This window comes from Vreelandella sp. GE22, assembly GCF_968212445.1.
Genome location: NZ_OZ309110.1, coordinates 2,689,391 through 2,708,556, shown reverse-complemented (window position 1 = coordinate 2,708,556; position 19,166 = coordinate 2,689,391). Strand labels below are relative to the sequence as shown.

13 protein-coding genes are annotated in these 19,166 nt (G+C 61.4%); 10 read left to right on the top strand and 3 right to left on the bottom strand.

Annotated features, from left to right (window positions below; genetic code table 11):
• Positions 1-309: 309 nt before the first annotated feature.
• The 7 genes from ACWHRL_RS12725 (at position 310) to ACWHRL_RS12695 (ending at position 9,554) form a co-directional block, all read left to right on the top strand.
• The gene (locus ACWHRL_RS12725) at positions 310-1,983 is read left to right on the top strand and encodes an SLC13 family permease (protein ID WP_447893949.1); all 1,674 of its coding nucleotides are present in this window, start codon (positions 310-312) and stop codon (positions 1,981-1,983) included.
• Positions 1,984-2,200: 217 nt separating this feature from the next.
• A complete protein-coding gene (nadE, locus tag ACWHRL_RS12720; RefSeq protein ID WP_447893948.1) occupies positions 2,201-3,046 on the top strand; it encodes an ammonia-dependent NAD(+) synthetase in 846 nt (281 codons plus the stop codon).
• 112 nt (positions 3,047-3,158) lie between these two features.
• Complete coding sequence (locus tag ACWHRL_RS12715; protein WP_447893947.1) at positions 3,159-4,307, top strand: exonuclease SbcCD subunit D; 1,149 nt, start codon at positions 3,159-3,161, stop codon at positions 4,305-4,307.
• Positions 4,304-7,372 (top strand): AAA family ATPase, encoded by a 3,069-nt coding sequence (locus ACWHRL_RS12710; RefSeq protein WP_447893946.1) that lies wholly within the window; start codon positions 4,304-4,306, stop codon positions 7,370-7,372. The genes ACWHRL_RS12715 and ACWHRL_RS12710 overlap by 4 nt, the downstream gene beginning before the upstream one ends.
• 43 nt (positions 7,373-7,415) lie before the next feature.
• A complete protein-coding gene (locus ACWHRL_RS12705; RefSeq protein ID WP_447893945.1) occupies positions 7,416-8,117 on the top strand; it encodes a tellurite resistance TerB family protein in 702 nt (233 codons plus the stop codon).
• Positions 8,117-8,599 (top strand): phosphatidylglycerophosphatase A family protein, encoded by a 483-nt coding sequence (locus ACWHRL_RS12700; RefSeq protein ID WP_447893944.1) that lies wholly within the window; start codon positions 8,117-8,119, stop codon positions 8,597-8,599. The genes ACWHRL_RS12705 and ACWHRL_RS12700 overlap by 1 nt, the downstream gene beginning before the upstream one ends.
• A 202-nt stretch (positions 8,600-8,801) precedes the next feature.
• The gene (locus ACWHRL_RS12695) at positions 8,802-9,554 is read left to right on the top strand and encodes a tellurite resistance TerB family protein (RefSeq protein WP_447893943.1); all 753 of its coding nucleotides are present in this window, start codon (positions 8,802-8,804) and stop codon (positions 9,552-9,554) included.
• A gap of 95 nt (positions 9,555-9,649) precedes the next feature.
• Here ACWHRL_RS12695 and ACWHRL_RS12690 read toward each other — a convergent pair whose 3' ends face one another.
• A complete protein-coding gene (locus tag ACWHRL_RS12690; RefSeq protein ID WP_447893942.1) occupies positions 9,650-11,032 on the bottom strand; it encodes an NAD-dependent succinate-semialdehyde dehydrogenase in 1,383 nt (460 codons plus the stop codon).
• A gap of 383 nt (positions 11,033-11,415) precedes the next feature.
• On the opposite strand from ACWHRL_RS12690, the gene ACWHRL_RS12685 reads away from it, so the two are divergent.
• Together ACWHRL_RS12685 and ACWHRL_RS12680 are read left to right on the top strand one after the other, a co-directional pair.
• Positions 11,416-13,092, top strand: a complete 1,677-nt coding sequence (locus tag ACWHRL_RS12685) for a GMC family oxidoreductase (RefSeq protein ID WP_447893941.1) — start codon at positions 11,416-11,418, stop codon at positions 13,090-13,092.
• Positions 13,093-13,302: 210 nt separating this feature from the next.
• A complete protein-coding gene (locus tag ACWHRL_RS12680; protein ID WP_009101184.1) occupies positions 13,303-13,506 on the top strand; it encodes a cold-shock protein in 204 nt (67 codons plus the stop codon).
• Between the two features lie 112 nt (positions 13,507-13,618).
• Here ACWHRL_RS12680 and ACWHRL_RS12675 read toward each other — a convergent pair whose 3' ends face one another.
• Both ACWHRL_RS12675 and ACWHRL_RS12670 read right to left on the bottom strand, forming a co-directional pair.
• Positions 13,619-15,655 carry a CocE/NonD family hydrolase gene (locus ACWHRL_RS12675; protein ID WP_447893940.1) on the bottom strand — a complete coding sequence of 679 codons (2,037 nt, stop codon included), beginning with the start codon at positions 15,653-15,655 and terminating at the stop codon, positions 13,619-13,621.
• Positions 15,656-15,687: 32 nt separating this feature from the next.
• Positions 15,688-16,989 carry an ATP-grasp domain-containing protein gene (locus ACWHRL_RS12670; protein ID WP_447893939.1) on the bottom strand — a complete coding sequence of 434 codons (1,302 nt, stop codon included), beginning with the start codon at positions 16,987-16,989 and terminating at the stop codon, positions 15,688-15,690.
• Between the two features lie 384 nt (positions 16,990-17,373).
• Here ACWHRL_RS12670 and ACWHRL_RS12665 point away from each other — a divergent pair, with 384 nt between their 5' ends.
• Positions 17,374-19,143: an SLC13 family permease gene (locus ACWHRL_RS12665; RefSeq protein ID WP_447529492.1), complete on the top strand. Its 1,770-nt coding sequence runs from the start codon at positions 17,374-17,376 to the stop codon at positions 19,141-19,143.
• The last annotated feature ends 23 nt before the right edge of the window (positions 19,144-19,166 follow it).

Sequence of the window (19,166 nt, the reverse complement as noted above, 5' to 3'; positions counted from 1 at the left end):
GTTCATAAAACTTATACAAAAAGTTCATCTTTCGTATGGGCATTCGGTTCGAGGGGCTGGCACGTATCCTCGGTGACCGGCACGGTATAGAAGGGGTTTGATCGGGTCGAGGCGCACAAAAGACCGTTAGCTTACTATCCAACTAAAGTTGTTAGACTTTGGTCGTAAGAACGGTTAATTAACTGGACTATTGCGCGCTTGCAGTGAATAAAGGGCCCGCTACAATCAGCAACGCTATTTTAACCATCCCGTAAGGTTCGCTAAGGCGACGCGCCTTTTTGCTCACTCGACTTCAAGCGGTACTGCTCTATGCTCAGAACTGCCACCTACACGCTCTGGGGCCAGCTTTGGCACTATCACCACCAGGCCAAAAATCTTTTACTCTGCGCGCTGCCGACAAGTAGCGCGCCCGGAGCCCCTCACGGCGGTTCAGGCGCCCCCGAGCAACCCGAGGGTGGCGAACCGGACAACCAGCCGCCCCGCCCGCCCGCCTATAACAAGGCCCAAACCGTGGGGCTCGTGCTTGGGCCTTTGCTGTTCGCCTTGACGATCATGTTCTTCCAGCCCGAGGACCTGAGCTTCGAAGCCCGCATGGTGTTGGCAACGACGCTTTGGGTCGCGGTTTGGTGGGTGACCGAAGCGATCCCGATTCCGGCGACGTCGCTTTTGCCGATCATACTGCTGCCGATTACCGGCGCCCTCGATGGGGGAGCGGTCACTGCCGCCTACGGCAATCCGATCGTGTTCCTTTTCCTGGGCGGTTTCATGATCGCCCTGGCCATGGAGAAGTGGGATCTGCACAAGCGCATTGCCCTGACGATCATTTCGATTCTGGGCACCAGCATCAATAGCATCGTGTTCGGCTTCATGGCCGCGACCGGCTTTTTGTCCATGTGGGTTTCCAACACCGCCTCGGTCATGATGATGCTACCGATCGGTACCGCGATCGTTTACCAGGTCACCCAGGAGCTCAACAAAACCGAGGGCGATCACAGCGTCGAGATCGAAAAGTTCAGCAAGGCGCTGATTTTTGGCGTGGGTTACGGCGGCACGATCGGTGGCCTGGGCACGCTGATCGGCACGCCCCCCAACATCATTTTGGCGGCGGTGGTCAGCGAGCTGTTCGGCTACGAAGTCTCCTTCGCCGGCTGGCTGATGTTTGCTTTCCCGGTGGTCGTGGTTTTGCTGGTGATCGGCTGGCTGATGCTGACCCGGTTTATCTACCCGATGAATCTTGGGCATCTGCCCGGCGGCAAAGCGCTGATCAAAAAAGAGATGGATGCGCTGGGCCGTACCAGCTTCGAAGAGAAGGCGGTACTGGCGGTCTTTCTGATGGCTGCGTTTTTCTGGATCACCCGCTCGTTTCTCTGGCAGGGCCAGATCATCAACATCCCCGGCATTAGCGATACCATGATCGCCATTGCGGCGGCGGTTGCGCTATTTTTGATTCCCTCGCCCAACAAGGGGGGCTGCCTGCTGGATTGGGATATCGCCAGAGATGTGCCCTGGGGCATTCTGCTGCTATTCGGCGGTGGCCTGGCCATTGCCGCCGGCTTCAACTCCTCCGGGTTGGCGGCCTGGATGGGCGATCAAATGAGCGTACTGGAAGGGGCCAACTTCCTGCTGGTCATTCTGCTCTCCACGGCCATGGTGCTCTATCTCACCGAGATTACCTCCAACACCGCCACCGCGACGATGATCCTGCCCGTGCTGGCCTCGTTGGCGCTGGCATTGAACGTACACCCGTTCGTGTTGATGGTGCCCGCGGCAATGGCGGCGAACTGCGCCTTCATGCTGCCGGTCGGTACACCGCCCAACGCGATCATCTTCGCCACTGGCAAGATCACCATCGTCGAAATGGTGCGCAACGGTTTCTGGCTCAACATCATCGCGCTTTTGTTGATCGTGGCGGCGACCTACTTCCTGCTGCCGGTTCTTTGGGGCATCGATTTGACCGCCTACCCGGACGCGTTTCGTAACTAGCCGCTTGGCGACCGAGCGCTAAAAGTACGCCTATCAAAGCCCCACTTCCTGTGGGGCTTTTTTTATGTAATGGACCTTCGAACGCCTTTCGCCATTGAACCGACGCTATTCGCTTACCCCCAATGAGCGCTAAAGTAACCCCATTTGGCTAATGTGCGCGATCCACTACGCTGTGAAGGCATTTATCGTTCAGCGCTTAGACTCAAAGGAGACCAGGATGAAGCAGGACACCGATAAGCAGGCCCACATTCGTAAGGCGCTGGGGGTTAACCCCTTTATCGACGAGGATAAGGAAATAGAGCGGCGCGTGGATTTTCTCTACCACGCGATGCGCGATGCCGGCCAGCATACCCTGGTGCTGGGCATCAGCGGCGGGGTGGACTCCACCGTGGCCGGGCGGTTGGCCCAAATGGCGGTCGAAAAAGCGCGCAAGAAGTATCTCGACGCGCAGTTCTACGCCATGCGCCTGCCCTACGCCGATCAGCACGACGAGGCGGACGCCCAGCAGGCGCTCGAGTTCATCCAGCCCGACCATCGGCTGACCGTGAACGTCAAGCCGGCCAGCGACGCGGCCCTAAAAGCACTTGAAGAAGCGGGGCTCGAGTTCAAGGACGAGCATCAGCGCGATTTCGTGCTGGGCAACATCAAGGCGCGCCAGCGTATGCTGGCCCAGTACGCCGTCGCCGGCACCCACGGCGGGCTGGTGGTGGGCACCGACCACGCCGCCGAGGCCGTCATGGGCTTTTTTACCAAACACGGCGACGGCGCCTGCGACGTGGTGCCCCTGGCCGGTTTGACCAAGCACCAGGTGCGCCGGATCGGCGAAAAGCTGGGCGCGCCGGACGCGCTGGTGAAAAAAGCGCCCACCGCGGACCTTGAAACCCTGAAGCCGCAGCTGGCCGACGAAGACGCCTTGGGCGTGACCTACGCCGACATCGACGCCTTTTTGGTGGGTGAGAATATCAATGAGGCGGCCCGAGCGACCATCGTGCAAACGTATGGGCGTACCGCGCACAAGCGCAACCTGCCCGTCGAGCCCTGGCTTGCCTTGAAAAGCCGCTAGCGCGGCAGGTTCCTGCGCCGTTTTGGCCAACACCATTTTGAAGAGCGCTCTTTGGAGAATGGTCTTTAGAGAGTGCTAAGATGCGGGCACTTTTTACAACGGCGAGCCTGCCATGCGACTACTTCACACCGCGGACTGGCATCTGGGGCGTTTGTTTCACAACGTCTCGCTGCTTGAAGACCAGCGCTTCGTTTTGAACCAACTCGTCGAGATCGTCGACCGGGACGCGGTGGACGTCGTGCTGGTCGCTGGTGATGTTTTCGACCGCTCGGTTCCCCCGGCCGCCGCCGTCACCCTGCTCGACGACATTCTTTTCGAGCTTTGCGAAAAGCGTGGCTTACCGGTCGTGATGATCTCCGGCAACCACGATAGCGCCGAGCGGCTTCGCTTTGGCGCCCGTCATCTCAAAAAGGCGGGCTTGCATATCCTTTCTGATTTGGCGGAGTGCGATGCGCCGGTCACGCTCACCGCCGGTGGCGTCGAGGTGGATGTTTTCGGCATTCCCTACGCGGACCCTGCCCACGTACGCAGCCACTTCAAATGTGACGTGCGGGATTTCGACAGCGCCCACCGCTTCTTGCTCGAACGTATCGAGGCCGCCCGCCGCGGGGGTACACCGACGTTTTTGATGAGCCACTGCTTCGTCGACGGCGCCAGCGCCTCGGATTCCGAGCGCCCGCTGAACCTGGGCGGCGCGGAGAGCGTGGCCTGGGAGCCGATGCAGGGCTTTGATTACGTCGCCCTTGGCCATCTGCACGGCCCGCAGTATCGCGGCGGCGTAAATATCCGCTACAGCGGCTCGCTTTTGAAATACAGCTTCTCGGAAGCCCGCCAGCGCAAGGGCGTCACCCTGGTGGATGTCGACGGGCAGGGCCAGGTAAGCTTCGAGCACCGCGTGCTAACGCCCAGGCGCGAAGTGCGGGTGCTGGAAGGCGAGCTCGAAGCGCTCCTGGCCGCCGGCCAGGGCGAAAGCGCGGGCCGCGATGATTACCTGCTGGTGTGCCTTACTGATCGTCACGCGATTCTCGACCCCATGAGCAAGCTGCGCGCGCTGTATCCCAACGTGCTGCACCTGGAAAAGCCCGGCATGCTCGAGTCGTGCGGCGCCCAGCAGCTCGACCGCGAGAAGCTCGAGTTCAGCGCGCTGGACATGTTCAGCGACTTTTTCGAGCAGACCAGCGGCGAGGCGATGACTAATGAGCAGCAGGCCCTCATGCGCGATTTGATCGGCGAGTTGAGTAAAGCGGAGGGCGCCTCATGACCCCGCTGGCGCTGACCATGCAGGCGTTCGGCCCTTTCGCCGGATGCGAGCGCCTGGACTTTACCGCCCTGGGCGAGCACCCGCTTTTTTTGATCAACGGGCCCACCGGGGCGGGCAAAAGCTCGATTCTCGACGCCATCTGCTTTGCGCTCTACGGCCAAACCACCGGGGACGAGCGCACGGCGAGCCAAATGCGCTGCGACCAGGCGGACGCTTCGCTTTTAACCGAGGTTACCCTCGATTTTCGCCTACGCGACGCGCTCTACCGCATTCGTCGCGTACCCCAGCAGGAGCGCCCCAAGGCCCGCGGCGAGGGCACCACCACCCAAAGCACCGAAGCCCAGCTTTGGCGCCTGACCGAGGACCGCCAAGAGGACAAGTGCCTGGTCGCCAAAAGCGTGAGCGAAGCCACCGGCCAAGTGCAGACGCTGCTGGGCCTGGACGCCGTTCAGTTTCGCCAGGTGATGGTGCTGCCCCAGGGCCGGTTTCGCGAGCTGCTGGTCGCAGAGTCCAAGGATCGCGAGAAGATCTTCGCCAAACTCTTTCAAACGCATATTTTTCAGCGCATCGAAGAGCAATTGCTGGAGCGCTCTAAAGAGATCGTCGCCAGGGTCAAAAGCCACCATCAGCATATCAGCGGGATTCTGGCCGGCGGCGAGCTCGAAAGCGAAGCGGCGCTGGAGGAGGAGGCGAGCGCGCTAACGCCCCGGGTCGAGCAGGCGCACGCCCTGCGCGAAGCCGCCGGCCGGGCGCGCCGCGCGGCGGAGAAAAACCGCGACGTGGGTGCCGCGTTGAAGCGCCAGTTCGCCGCCCGCGACGCCCTGGCCAACGACAAGGCCGCGCACATCGAGCAGGCCGAGGCCATCGAGCGCGCCCAGGCGCAGCTAAGCCAGGACGGCCAGGCCCAAACGCTGCGCGCCCCTTTTGATGCCCGCCGTCAGGCGCATCAGGCGCTGCAGGCCGCGCAAGCGGAACAGCGCCTGGCCAGCGAGGCCTTGAGTGAACAGCGCACCCGCGTGGAAGCTGCCAACGCCGCGCTCGACGCGGCCCGCCGGCGTCATCAGGACTTGGGCACGCTTACCGAACGCCGCCGCCAGCTGGGCGAGTATCTGGAGAAAGGCCAGGCGCTTCACGCGCTAAGCGCCCGCGTGCAGGCGGCGGCGGCCCACAAGCAAACCGCCGAGGCGAATTTTCAGCGCGACGAGAAAGCCCTCGAGGATACCCGGCGCCGGGGTGAGGCGCTCAGTACGCAGCTGGAGGCGCTGCAAACCGAGTACCAGCGCCTGGCAGGGGCGCCTTCGGAGCTTGCCCGCCATCGGGAGCTGCTTGCCAAACGCCAGGAGCTGGAGGCGCTCGACCGCCAGGCCCCGGCGCTCGACGAGCAGCGCCGCGGTGGCGAACAAACCCTCGAGCGTTGCCAGCGGGAGGCCCGGCGCGCCGAGCGCTACGCCACCGAGCAGGAAATGCGCTGGCACCAGGGGCAGGCTGCGCTGTTGGCGCGCACCTTACAAGCCGACACGCCGTGCCCGGTATGCGGCAGCCCCGACCACCCGGCTCCCGCCGAAGGCCAGGTCGACGTGGTCACCAAAGAACAGGTGGAACAGGCTAGGGTAGCGCTTGAAAACGCCCGCCAAGCGAGCAACGCCGCCGAGCGCGCGCTGCAAGAGAGCCGCCAGAAACGCCAAAACCTCGATGAGCAGCACTCTCAGGTGAGCCAGGCACTGGGCGAGTGGGCGAGCGCGACTTTGGCCGAACTCGAGCACGCCGTAAGGGCGCAAGGCGAACAGGCGGCGCGGCGTGGCCAGTTAGAAAGCGAGATTACCCAGCACCAACAAAGCCGCGACACGCTGCGCCAGGAGTGGGCGGCTCAGGACAGAGCGCTCAAAACCCGCCGCGCCGAGATGGACACCGCTCGGGAGGAGGCGCTGCGCCTGGCAAGCCACTACGAGCAGCTAAGCGAGGCGCTACCTGCGGATGCCCGCGACCCCCAGGCACTCAAGGCGAGCCTGGTCACACTTGACAGCGACATTGCGCAAATCGAGAGCACCTACCAAAAGGCCCAGCAGGCGTTTAACGCGCACGAAAGCCAGAAAGCCCGCTGTGAAGAGCGGCTAAGCGGCGCCGACAAACGCCTGGAGGAGTGTACGAGCGCCCTTGAAAAGGCAAGCGCCGCCTGGCGCGAGGCGCTGGGCCAAAGCCCCTTCGAGGACGCCGCGGCCTTCGAGGCCGCCAGGCTCGACGCCCACCAGCGCCAGGCGCTTTCCGAGCAAGTCGAAAGCTACCGGCATCGCCTGGCCGAACTGGAAGGGGCATTGGCCGGCGCCAACGCCCAACTGGGCGAGCAAGCGCTGCCGGACGTGGCCGAGCTCGAGGCGGCGGTCGAGGCCGCCCAGCACGAGGAGAACACCCGGCTCGAAGCCTGGCGCTCCCTCGATGCTCGGCTGGCCAACCTGGCCGCCATTCGTCAAAAACTTGCGGATGCCCATGCGGCTCAGGAAAAGCTCGAGGCGGAGTACCGGCTCTGGGGCACGCTCAGTGACGTCGCCAACGGGCGCACCGGCCACCGCATCAGCCTGCAGCGCTTCGTGCTGGGGGTGCTGCTCGACGACGTGCTGATTCAGGCCTCCGAGCGGCTGGTACGCATGAGCCGCGGGCGCTACCAGCTGGTGCGCCGCGAAGACCCCTCGAAAGGCAACAAGGCGTCCGGCCTGGAGCTCGATGTCGCCGATACCTACACCGGCAAGCAGCGCTCGGTGGCGACCCTTTCCGGCGGCGAATCCTTCATGGCGGCGCTTTCGTTGGCGCTGGGGCTTTCAGACGTGGTCCAGGCCTACGCCGGCGGGATTCAGCTCGACACGCTGTTCATCGACGAAGGTTTTGGAAGCCTCGATCAGGACGCCCTGGATCAGGCGATCGAGGTGCTGTGCGATCTGCAGATGAGCGGGCGCATGATCGGCATCATTTCCCACGTCAGCGAACTTAAAGAGCAAATGTCGGTTCGTATAGAGGTGCAGGCCAGCCGGCACGGCAGCACGACGGCGATCAAGGGAGCGGTGACCACCTAGCGTCGTCTTTCAAAGTGTCTCGTCGTAAAGCAAGGAGCAGCGAATGAACGCAAACGCCATTTTACAAAAATTGATGCAACAGGCCGGCGGCACGGCCCAGGGCGGCCAGGGCAGCGGTGTGGATGTAAAAGGGATGCTCGATGGTCTATCGCGCCAGCTCGGCGGTAATGAAGCCGGCGCTAAAGGCAGTGGTTTCGACATGAAGAGCCTGCTGGTCGGCTCCAAACGCGGACGCAAGCTGGGCGGCAAGGCGCTTAAGTACGGCGCCATTGCAGGGGTCGGCATGCTCGCCTGGAAGGCGTGGCAGAGTAGCCAGGCCGCCAAAGGGGGTAGCCCCGCGCCGCAGAGCAATGATGAAGGCGAACGCGTGGAGGCACTCACCGGCGAGTTACAGGAGCGGCGAAGCCTGGAGCTTTTACAAGCGATGATCATGGCCGCCCGGGCCGATGGTCATATCGACGAGCAGGAGCGCGCGCTGATCAGCGAGCAGATCGATACCCTGGGGGCCGATGACGAATTGCACGGCTGGGTCGAGCAGCAGTTAAACGCCCCACTCGATGCCAAAGCGCTGGCCCGTCAGGCAGATTCGCCCCAGGCGGCTCGGGAGATGTATCTGATCAGCCTGGCGGTGAGTGATGAGCAAAACCCCATGGAAAAAGCCTGGCTCGAACAGTTGGCCACCGAGCTCGAGCTGGACGCCGAGATGGTGACTCAACTCGAGCGCCAGGCGGTTCAGGCCGGCTGATGCTCGAAACGCTCAACCTGTGGCTCGCCTCGGGCCTGGGGCTTGGCTACGCTCCCGTCGCACCCGGCACCGTTGGGTCGCTGCTGGGCGTAGCGCTTGCCTGGGCGTTACTGGCGCGCCCGCTTGGCCAGCAGGTAGGGGCAGTTCTGGTACTACTAGGGATCGGTGGTGGCGTGTGCCACTACGCGGGCCTTTATCACGGGGGGCTTGATCACGGCAGTATCGTGCTCGATGAGATCGTTGCCTTTCCGCTGGCAGTGCTGGGCCTCAAGGCGGCGCGAACGCTTTGGGGTATGGCGCTGGCGTTTGGTGTGTATCGGTTTTTCGATGCGTTCAAGCCGGCGCCGGTGCATTTGGCCGAGTATGCGCCGGGCGGATTGGGCGTGGTGTTCGATGACGTCATCGCCGCGTTGTTGACCTGGCTTATCCTGGCCGCGGTGCTAACGCTTTATCGACGGCGCGGCGCGCGAGCTAACGCGTAGCCTTGCACCAAAACAGCAAAAAAAGCCGCAAGCAGCACTTGCGGTTTTTTTATACGGCAGTGAACTCAAGGCGCAAATACCGCCTTGCCTCGAGGTTAGTACCCGCCGACAAGAAAGCCGGTTTGAGGTAAAAGGGGGCGAAAGCGTCTAACCTGCTTGTAGGGTGGCGGGTTGCCACTCCATTAGCTCAAGGAGTCCACGGATGAACGCGAGTACTATTCTTAAGCAGTTGATGCAGCAAGAGGACGGCGAATTCGGTATCAAGGGTGTGCTGGATCATCCAGCACACCGGTCGGATGGTCAGCCGGGTCACCGCGTGGGCCGTCATGCATCGGGCCAGTCATCCCGTTCGAGCGGTTTCGATACGAAGAGTGCGCTGGGCGGCGGCGCTATGGCGATCCTGATGGGCTCCGGGCCTGGCCGCAAGCTGACCGGCAAGGCGATTAAATATGGCATTGTGGCGGGCATAGGCGTGTATGCCTGGAACGCGTGGCAGAACTCCCAGTTACGCAGCGGCCGTGGTGGCGAAGCGGACACCGAGTGGGAAAGCGGCCAGGCCCGTGCGAAGGACGACCACGTCGACTCCCTCAGCGGCGAACGTCAGGAGCAACGCAGCCGGGCACTGCTGCAGGCGATGATCATGGCCGCCCGCGCCGCCGTTCAAAACGACGAGCAGATACGCGCCTCGATGACCGGAAAGATGCACGCCCTGGGCGCTGATGATGAGTTGCACGCTTGGGTCGAGCAGCAGCTAAATGCTTCACTGGATGCCGAGGCACTTGCCGAGCAGGCGGACTCGCCCGAGGCCGCTCGTGAGATGTACTTGATTAGCGTGGCCGTTATCGATGATGGGGATCCCAAGGGGCGCGCATGGCTCGACCAGCTTGCCAACGCGATGGATATCTCCGATGAGCAGGCGTCCGAGCTCGAGCGTCTGGCGCGCGAAAGCAGGTAACCACACCTTCAGGGCATAAAAAAACGCCGCAAGCAGCGCTTGCGGCGTTTATCGTTTCTAACCAGTCAAACTGGCCAGCCAAAGGCGTTGCGGTATTACTCGCTAACGACGATGACCGCCTTGGCGTTGACGAATTCGTGCATGCCGAAGCCGCCGTGCTCGCGACCGTAGCCGGAGTCCTTCACGCCGCCGAAGGGCATTTCCGGAGTGGCCACGCCAAAGCCGTTGATGAAGACCATGCCGGTATCGAAGTACTTGCTGGCAAGCTCCGCGGCACGCTTGGTGTCCTTGGAGATGATACCGCCGCCCAAGCCGTAACGGCTGTCGTTGGCGATGCGCATGGCGTCTTCGTCGTCTTTTGCACGAATCAGCGCCGCGACCGGGCCGAACAGCTCGTCATCATAAGCCGGCTGGCCGGGCTCGACGTTTTCCAGCACGGTGATCGGGTAGAACGCACCGGGGCCAGTGGGCTTTTCACCGCCGCAGAGGATTTTGGCGCCTTTGCTCACGCTTTGCTCTACCTGGTCGTGCAGGCCGTCGCGCAGATCGACTCGCGCCATCGGGCCGACGTTGGTGCCGCTCTCTTTCGGGTCACCCACTTTAAGGCTCTTCATCTTCTCGACGAAACGCTCTTTGAAGGCCTCATAGTTTTTCTCGGTCACCACGAAGCGCTTCGCGGCCACGCAGGTCTGGCCACCGTTATACACCCGGCCCGTGACGCAGGTGTCGACGGCCAGATCCATATCCGCGTCGTCCAGCACCAGGTAGGCGTCGTTGGAGCCAAGCTCGAGAACGGTTTTCTTGAGGTTCTCGGCCGCCTTGGCGGCAACCTTGCGGCCAGCGCCGTCGCTACCGGTCAGCGTCACACCGCGCACGTATTTGTGCTCGATGATCTTGTCCGAGACATCGTGGGAGATGACCAGCGTGCGGAAGACGTTTTCCGGCAGGCCGGCTTCACGGTAGATTTTCTCGAGTAGCAGGCCGCTGCCGGTGACGTTTTCGGCGTGTTTGAGCAGCACCGCGTTACCCGCCATGATGTTGGCGATGGAGTAACGAACCGCCTGGTAGGCGGGGAAGTTCCACGGCTGAATGCCGTAGATTACGCCCATCGGCGAGTAGGTGACGAAGCCACGCTCGCCGTTGCCGGGCTTACGTTCTTCATCGGCAAGCTTGGTCGGGCCTTGCTCGGCAGTGTAGTCGCAGATACCGACACACAGATCGATTTCCCCACGCGCTTCTTCCGGAGGCTTGCCCATTTCGTCGACCATCAGGTTAACGAACGCTTCCTTGTTGTCGGCAAGTGCTTTACCGATCGCCTTGACGACCTTGGCACGCTCGTCGAGAGACTTCAGGCGCCACTGCAGAAAGGCTTCATGGGTCTGCTCGACCACCTTGAGGGCCTGGCTTTCATCCATCAACGGATAGCTTTCAAGGTTCTCGCCGGTGGCCGGGTTGACTGTCGTGATGCTGTTGCTCATAAGATCTCCTATCTATAGATCAACGCTTGTTTGATGTCGCGGTGGCGAAGACACCGCAACCAGTACGGTGCACTAAACTAAATAGTTACTAGCCGACTGGTCTAATTGACTCGCCTGATACTCTAGTAGAGAAATCCTGCTTTGGCAAAACCTGTTTTTTAAAGCGACGACTTCAAGGTAGCTGGTTTTGATCATTTACCAAGCGCGAAGGTTCCAAGCGGCGGGGTTCCCAGGCTCGAGACTTGGCCGACACGGCCGGGTCGGCCCATTCGCTGCGTTCGGGCGCCGTTTGCGTTTTTGGCGCTTTTAAGCCTTGATGAAGAGGAGCTGGCAGTGGCGCTTTCAAAGGTGCGATGCCAGATAATCAACGTCCGGGAGGCGCTATGGCCAAGACCAATAACAAGGGTGCACGCCAAATCGATCAGCCGTTCGACTACATCGTCATCGGGGCCGGCACCGCCGGGTGCTTGATGGCCAACCGGCTAAGCGCCGACCCCGCTAACCGGGTGCTTTTGATAGAGGCGGGCGGGCGCGATAACTACTACTGGATTCACGTGCCGGTGGGCTACCTTTACTGCATCAACAACCCGCGCACGGACTGGCTTTTCAAGACCGAACCAGCCCAGGGCTTGAACGGACGCTCGCTCATTTACCCTCGGGGTAAGGTTTTGGGGGGCTGCTCGAGCATTAACGGCATGATCTACATGCGCGGCCAGGCCCGCGACTATGACCACTGGGCCCGTGTCACCGGCGACCCGGCCTGGCACTGGGAGGCGTGCCTCGAGGATTTTATCCGCCACGAAAGCCACTACCGTATGGACGAGGCGGGCGGCGCCGACACCGAACATCGCAAGTTTCACGGTACAGACGGCGAGTGGCGGGTCGAAAAGCAGCGGCTCAAATGGCCCGTACTGGATGATTTCGCCCAGGCTGCCCAGCAGGCGGGTATTCCGCCCACCGACGATTTCAACCGCGGCTGCAACGAAGGGGTGGCGTACTTCGATGTGAACCAGCGCGCGGGCTGGCGCTGGAACACCGCCAAGGCGTTTCTGCGCCCGGCGCTCGAACGGCCGAATTTGACGCTTTGGTATTCGACTCAGGTCAATACGCTCTGCGTCGATCAAGCAAAGGTGGCGCTGCGCTGCACGGGGGTTGAAGTACTGCGCGGTGGGCGCGTGCAGCGAGTGGGCGCCGATAAAGAAGTGGTGCTCTGCGCCGGGGCGATCGGCACACCGCACCTTTTACAGCTTTCCGGTATCGGCCCGCGAAAGCCGCTGGAAAGCGTCGGTATAAAGGTAGTGAAGGAGCTCCCAGGCGTGGGCGAAAACCTGCAGGATCACCTCCAGATCCGTTCGGTGTATCGTGTCAGCAATGCCCAAACGCTCAATACCATTGCCGGCACGCTATGGGGCAAAATGGGCATCGGTTGGGAATATTTGACCAGGCGAACCGGGCCGATGAGCATGGCGCCTTCGCAACTGGGTGCCTTTACGCGAAGTTCCAGCGACTACGCCCACCCCAATATCCAGTACCACGTGCAGCCCTTGAGTTTGGAGGCCTTCGGCCAGCCGCTGCACCCTTTTCCAGCGATTACCGCAAGCGTCTGCAATTTGAACCCCACAAGCCGGGGCACGGTGCGACTGAAAAGCCGCGACCCCAAAGCGGCGCCCATGATCAGCCCCAACTACCTGAGCACCACGGAGGATCAAAAGGTGGCCGTGGATTCGCTTCGCGTCACCCGCCACATTGCCGCGCAGCCGGCGTTTGCCCGTTACAAGCCACAAGAGGTTAAGCCCGGCGCCCAGTATCAAAGTGACGAAGAGCTCACTCGCTTGGCCGGGGATATCGGCACTACCATCTTTCATCCGGTGGGGTCCACGCGCATGGGTAAAGCGGAGGATGAAATGGCGGTAGTCGACAGTCGACTGCGCGTTTTCGGGGTAGCCGGGCTGCGTATTGCGGATGCTGGCATCATGCCGACGATCACCAGTGGGAACACCAATTCACCCACGCTGATGATCGCTGAAAAGGCCGCACGATGGGTTTTAGAGGGGCGTTGAAAGGGCCGTCATCGTATTGACATTTTTTTCAAATATAATTTGACATGTGCATTGGTAGGGCACATCCTTCAAGCAGTAGGTTAGCAAGTCGAACGTTGTCAGCAGCATTGAAACGCTTTAGCGTTGAGTCTGGTGAAAGTTTCTTGTTCTACCCACTGTAACTCGGGTATTACCCGGCTTTAGATTAAGCTAAATCGAGGATTTTCGATCATGGCAACTGGTACCGTTAAGTGGTTTAACGACACTAAAGGCTTCGGCTTCATTTCTCCGGACGACAATGGCGACGATCTGTTCGCGCATTTCTCTGAAATTCAAGCTGACGGCTTCAAAACTCTGCAAGACGGCCAGAAGGTTTCCTTCGACGTCACTCAGGGTAAAAAAGGCCTTCAGGCTTCCAACATCAAAGTACTGTAATTTTACAGCGTTGATGTTGTCCGATCGCCGTTAAGGTAAACGGAACGAAAAAACCCCGCCAATCGCGGGGTTTTTTGTTCTTATACAAGCTCTTTTTCATATAAAGCTTTTTTCATACAAGATCCCGCGGTATGAATTCGTCCCAGCTTTGCGAATACACTCGCGTTTCGCCTTCCCAAGCGTCCAGCGTGGCCTGAATACGAAACGCGTCGGCGCTGGCCGTAAGCCTGGTATGGGTGAGGGTGCGCACCTCCCAGTCACCGCGCCGAAAAACGCGTTCCCAGTCGGTTATTCCCTCAATACTGCGATAGTCGCCGTAGGCGTAACGGTAGCGCTCGGTCACCTTGCCGCCGATTTCGAGGTCGATATCGTCGAAACGGTAGCGTCCTTCATCGTTGATCACCTCGAGTTCGTTGACGTCGGTCGCCAAATCGCGGATGACCCGCCAACTCTCGCTACCCGGAGCAAGCACCGTGGTATCGAGCCCGGGTGCGGACACCGGCGGCTCGAAGGCCGGTAGCGCCGCCTCTTCTTCGGCGCGCGGCTCCCGGGTGGGCAGGGTCAGCCGGCAGGCCTCGGGGTGAAAAGTGAGCCGGGCGGGCTCTGGCGCGGGCCAGGCAATCGGCCAATAGCTGGTCGAAAGCGATACGCGAATGGCGTGTCCGGCGACGAACTGCTGGGCGATATGCTTGAGCGCTACCTTGACCCGGTAGCGTTTGCCCGGCTCCAGCGGCTCGGGGTGCTCATTGCTATCGCGATGGGTCAGGTTCAAAAGCCCGTAGGAGACCCGGGTGGCCTTGTCGTCCGGGTGAATGTCGATCAGGCGCACCGCGACCATGGCGACCGGCTTGTCCGAGGAGAGCTCGAGCTCAAGCACCGGCTGGCCGCAAATCTCCAGCGGCGACGCCAGTATGGCGGTTTGAAAGACCAGCGCGCCGCCGTCCTCATCGCGCTGGTCGTGGGGCAAATCCGGCGGGGCGTTGTAGGAGCACCACTTGCCCGCGTGAAGCCCCACCGACAGCGAGGAGCGCAGCGAAAGCGGCGTGTCGTTTGTTGCTTCCCGGTTGGCCTCGGTTTCCGGTACCAGGCCGTGGCCGGCGGTCAGCATGAAGTGTTGGGGCACGATATTGGTGGAGGGCCACGTGGGTTCGGCGACCCAGCGTCCCGGGCGGTGGTCGTAGCGGGTGGAGGGTGGCGCCGACTCCTGCATCCATACGCGCAGCATGGGCTCCTCCATGATGGTGTTGTCGATACCCTTGAGCCAGTAGTCCCACCAGCGCAGCGCATCCTGCAAAAAGCCGATGGCCGGCCCCGGGACTCCCAGGTGCGGGTACTTGTGCGACCAGGGGCCAATGAGTCCTTTGCGGGGCACGTCGAGGCCCTGCAGCAGCCGGAACACCGCGTTGCAGTAGCCGTCCGCCCAGCCGCTGATGGCGTAGACCGGGCAGCGAATCGCGCTGAAATCCTCGCACACCGACCCATGCTTCCAGTAGTCGTCGCGGCGCTGGTGCTCGAGCCACTGCTTAAGCCAAAGCCCGCTGCCCGCCAAGCGCTCATGCCACATCTCGCGCCAGCGCTCGCCGACCAGTGCCGGGTCCGGCGGGCAGGCGTTGCCGTCGAACATGGTCGATGCCCAGGAGAGGTTATCGACCAGTAGGCAGCCGCCCATGTGGTGAACGTCGTCGGCGTAGCGGTCATCGGTGGAGCAGATGGTAATGATCGCCTTGAGCTGGGGCGGCTGGAGCGCGGCGATCTGCAGGCCGTTGAAGCCGCCCCAGGAAATACCCACCATGCCGGCCTTACCGGTACACCAGGGTTGGCGCTCGAGCCAGGCCAGAATTTCCACGCCGTCATCGAGCTCCTGGGGCAGGTACTCGTCATAAAGTACGCCGTCGGACTCGCCGGTACCGCGAATGTCCACTCGCACCCCGGCGTAGCCGTGGCCGGCCCAGAAGCGGTGCATGCCGGCATCGCGCTGGGCGGTCAGGTCACGTTTACGGTAGGGCAGGTACTCGACGATCGCCGGGACCGGATCGCTCTCGGCATCTTCTGGTCGCCAGATGCGCACGGCCAGTCGCGTACCGTCGCTCATTTCGATCCAGGTCTCCTCTTCGAAAACCCGACGGGGCAAGTTATCCACGATCTGCATCAGCACACTCCTTTGCAAGCGCAAGCGATGGGTTACCCCACGACCTCGGCGAAGTCGAAGGTGAGCCGCTGGGCAAGCGCCAAATAGTTTTGTTCCAGCGCTTGGCTGCTTTGAGCGCCCATCCAGATATAGGCCAGCGCGTAGCTATAGGCGTCCTGCTCGGGCAATGCCGAAAGCCGCTGGCCGGGCGCGACTTGAAGGTCGATCAGGGTGCCGGGGAAGTCCGCTTCAAGCGCTTCGATCTCTTGCTGGGAGGGGACCCGGGAGACCGTGGCGTCCTCGAAGAACACTCGGTAGAAAAACTTGCCGGCCACCGGGTAGTCGCCTTCGCGATGCGGCATGTTCGGTTTCTGACCCAGCGCCAAATCGACGGTGACCTGTTGATGGCTGACGCCGTCGACTTTCTCGAAGATATCGCAATGAGACTGGGAAATACGCGTGTTGACCTCCAAAAGCCAGATACGGTTTTGCACCTCGTCCCAGAAAAACTCTACGTTGAAGGCGGCGTTATCAAACCCGATATGCTCGAGCAGCATCGTGGTCAGCTCACGCATCTTGTCCTGGATTTTATCGGGCAGGGTGGAGGGATAGTGGTAGCAAAGAAAGCTGAGTACCCGCGGGTAGCGCAGCGAATCCACGATGCCATAGGGGACGACCTCCCCCTCGAATACGTAGCCCTCCACGGTGCACTGCCAGCCGCCGATGATCTCTTCGGCCATACAGAAGCCGCCGTCGACCTTGCGCACCTCGTCGGGGACCTCGGCCTGTTCGAGAATATAGTTGAAAGGCTCTGAAATGAGCCCGATGTCGCTACGCAATTTTGCGATGGCGGACTCGAAGTCCTCGGGACTGTCGATGCGAAATCCAAGGCGCGAGCCGGAGGACTTGATCGGTTTGACGAAAAACGGGAAGTAGAGCCCCGCCTTGCCGATCTCGGTCAGCGCCTGGTCATCGAAGGGATCAAAAGCGGTGAAGCGGGGAATGTAGTTGCCGATCACCTCGCGCTGGCACAGCCGGCTCCAGTACTTGTGCTCGCACTTCAGAAGGCTTTCCAGAGTGGTCGTGCGGGTATCGAAGCGGCTGCATAGAAGCGGCAGCATGGTCGAGACCGGAAAGTCCATGTAGCCGACGATTGCGTCGATGTCGTGCTCGAAGGCCGAGAGCGTTTGAGTGGCGCGTTCGACCATGGACTCGATGGGAAATATTTCGGTGTCGTAGACCTCGGTGGGTTCGATGACCCCGTGAAAGTGAAAATGCTCGGCGCCTCGAAGCCGCTTGAGGCGTTCATGATTGAAGTCGTTGAGACCGACGACGAAGATATGACGCGTTTTCATGTAGTACTCCCAGTATTCACGGATAGATCTGGCCGTACACCACGATCGATCAGCGCATTGAACAGCTGCGAAGTAAGAAGAGGGGTCAAGACCCGGTGACATTGTTTTCGTTTTGGTAACGGCCACCCGTTTATTAGCTTAGTTACTTTTTACGGGTACCGTTATTTTTTACCGATACCGCTACTTTTTTCATAAGCTGCGGGGCTGTGTTTTAAATCGCCGGAGGCGGCGGATATGACTAAAACGATTGCGCGCGGCGCGGGCAGGTCGGCGCGGTCGCTTGTTTGCTTATGCTTTTATGGTATTAGTGTGTTTCTAAAAATAACTTTTTAGAATATTTGCCAGGCGGCACAATGGCAGCGTTTTCTGTTTAAGGCGCGTGTCATGTCACTAGATGCTTGGATTGCAATCGGGGTCGTATTGACGGTGTTTCCGTTAATGGCGCTCTCGCGGCTGGGGCCGGATATCATCCTGCTCGGCGCGGTGGTGGTGCTGATGACCCTGGGGGTGATCGACCCGGGCCAGGCGCTGGGTGGCTTCTCCAACGCGGGGCTTTTTACCGTGGCCTTCATGTACGTGCTGGTGGCGGGTATTCGGGAAACCGGCGGGATCGATCTGATCATCCGCTTTGTTCTGGGAACGCCTGCCACCGAGCGGCGTTCGCTGGTGCGGCTGGTCCTGCCGGTCGCCTCGCTTAGCGCGTTTTTGAACAATACGCCGGTCATGGCGACCTACATCCCAGCGGTGATGAGCTGGAGCCGGCGTATCAAGCGCTCGCCCCAGCGACTTCTAATGCCGCTGAGTTTCGCGTCGATTCTGGGCGGTACGGTGACGCTTTTCGGCACCAGTACCAACCTGGTGGTCTACGGGCTTTTGACCGAGCGCTACCCCGATGTCTCCATGGGCCTTTTCGATCTAGCCTGGGTGGGCATACCGGTCGCGGTGGCGGGGCTTGCCTATCTGATTTTCGTGGCACCCAGGCTTTTACCCAACCGGGAAGGGATGGGCAAAGTCTTTGCCAACCCGCGGGAGTTCACCATCGAGATGGAGGTGGACCCGAGCGGCGTACTGGTCGACCGCAGCGTCGAGGAGGCGGGACTTCGACATCTTCAGGAGCTGTTTCTGGTCGAGATCGAGCGCGCGGGCAACGTGGTCAGCGTCGTCGGCCCCGGCGAGCGGCTGAAAGGTGGCGACCGGCTGGTGTTCGCCGGTACCAGCGATGCGGCGGTGGAGCTTCAGCAGATTCGTGGGCTGGTTCCCTCGAGCGAGCACGCCTCGAATTTGGAGAAAGAGTTCAAGGAGCGCCGCCTGGTCGAGGCGGTGGTTTCCAGCCAGTGCCAGTTTATTGGCCAGCGGATTCGCGACGGCCGCTTTCGCACGCTTTACGGCGCGGCGGTGTTAGCGGTGTGCCGCGGCGGTGAGCGAGTGACCGGCAATCTGGGCCAGGTACAGTTGCAATCCTCCGACGTGCTGCTTTTGGAGGCGCGCCCCCCGTTCATCGAGCGCCACCGGGAATCCCGGGACTTTCTGCTGATCAGTGAGCTCAACGGTGCCGCCCGGCCGGTGCACGAAAAAGCCCCGTTGGCTTGGGCGATTCTGCTCGGCGCAGTGCTGCTGGCGGCGGTGGGCGTGCTGAGCATGCTGGGTGCGGCGATGCTGGGCGCGGCGCTGGTACTCTTGACCGGCTGCTGCACGGTGGGCGGTGCCAAGCGCGGCCTCGACACCCAGGTGCTTTTGACCATTGCCGCTTCGTTCGGGGTGGGGGCGGCGCTTACAAGCTCGGGGGCGGCGGACGCGCTGGCCGGGGGCGTGCTTTCGATGGTGGCGGGCAGCCCCTGGCTTTTGCTGCTGGGCACTTACTGTGTCGTGGCGCTTTTGACCGAGCTGGTCACCAATAACGCCGCTGCGGTGATCATCTTTCCGGTCGTGACGGCGGCGGCGGAGAGTCTGGGCGTGAGCATCATGCCGTTCGTGGTGACCATCATGTTCGCCGCCTCGGCCAGCTTTTTGACGCCGATTGGCTATCAAACCAACCTGATGGTCTATGGCCCCGGCGGCTATCGCATCACCGATTTTCTCAAGGTAGGCGGGGGGTTGAACGTGCTGACCGGCGCCATTGCCGTTGCGTTGATTCCGCTGGTGTGGCCGTTCTAGCCGAACCGCTCGCCCAGCGCCTC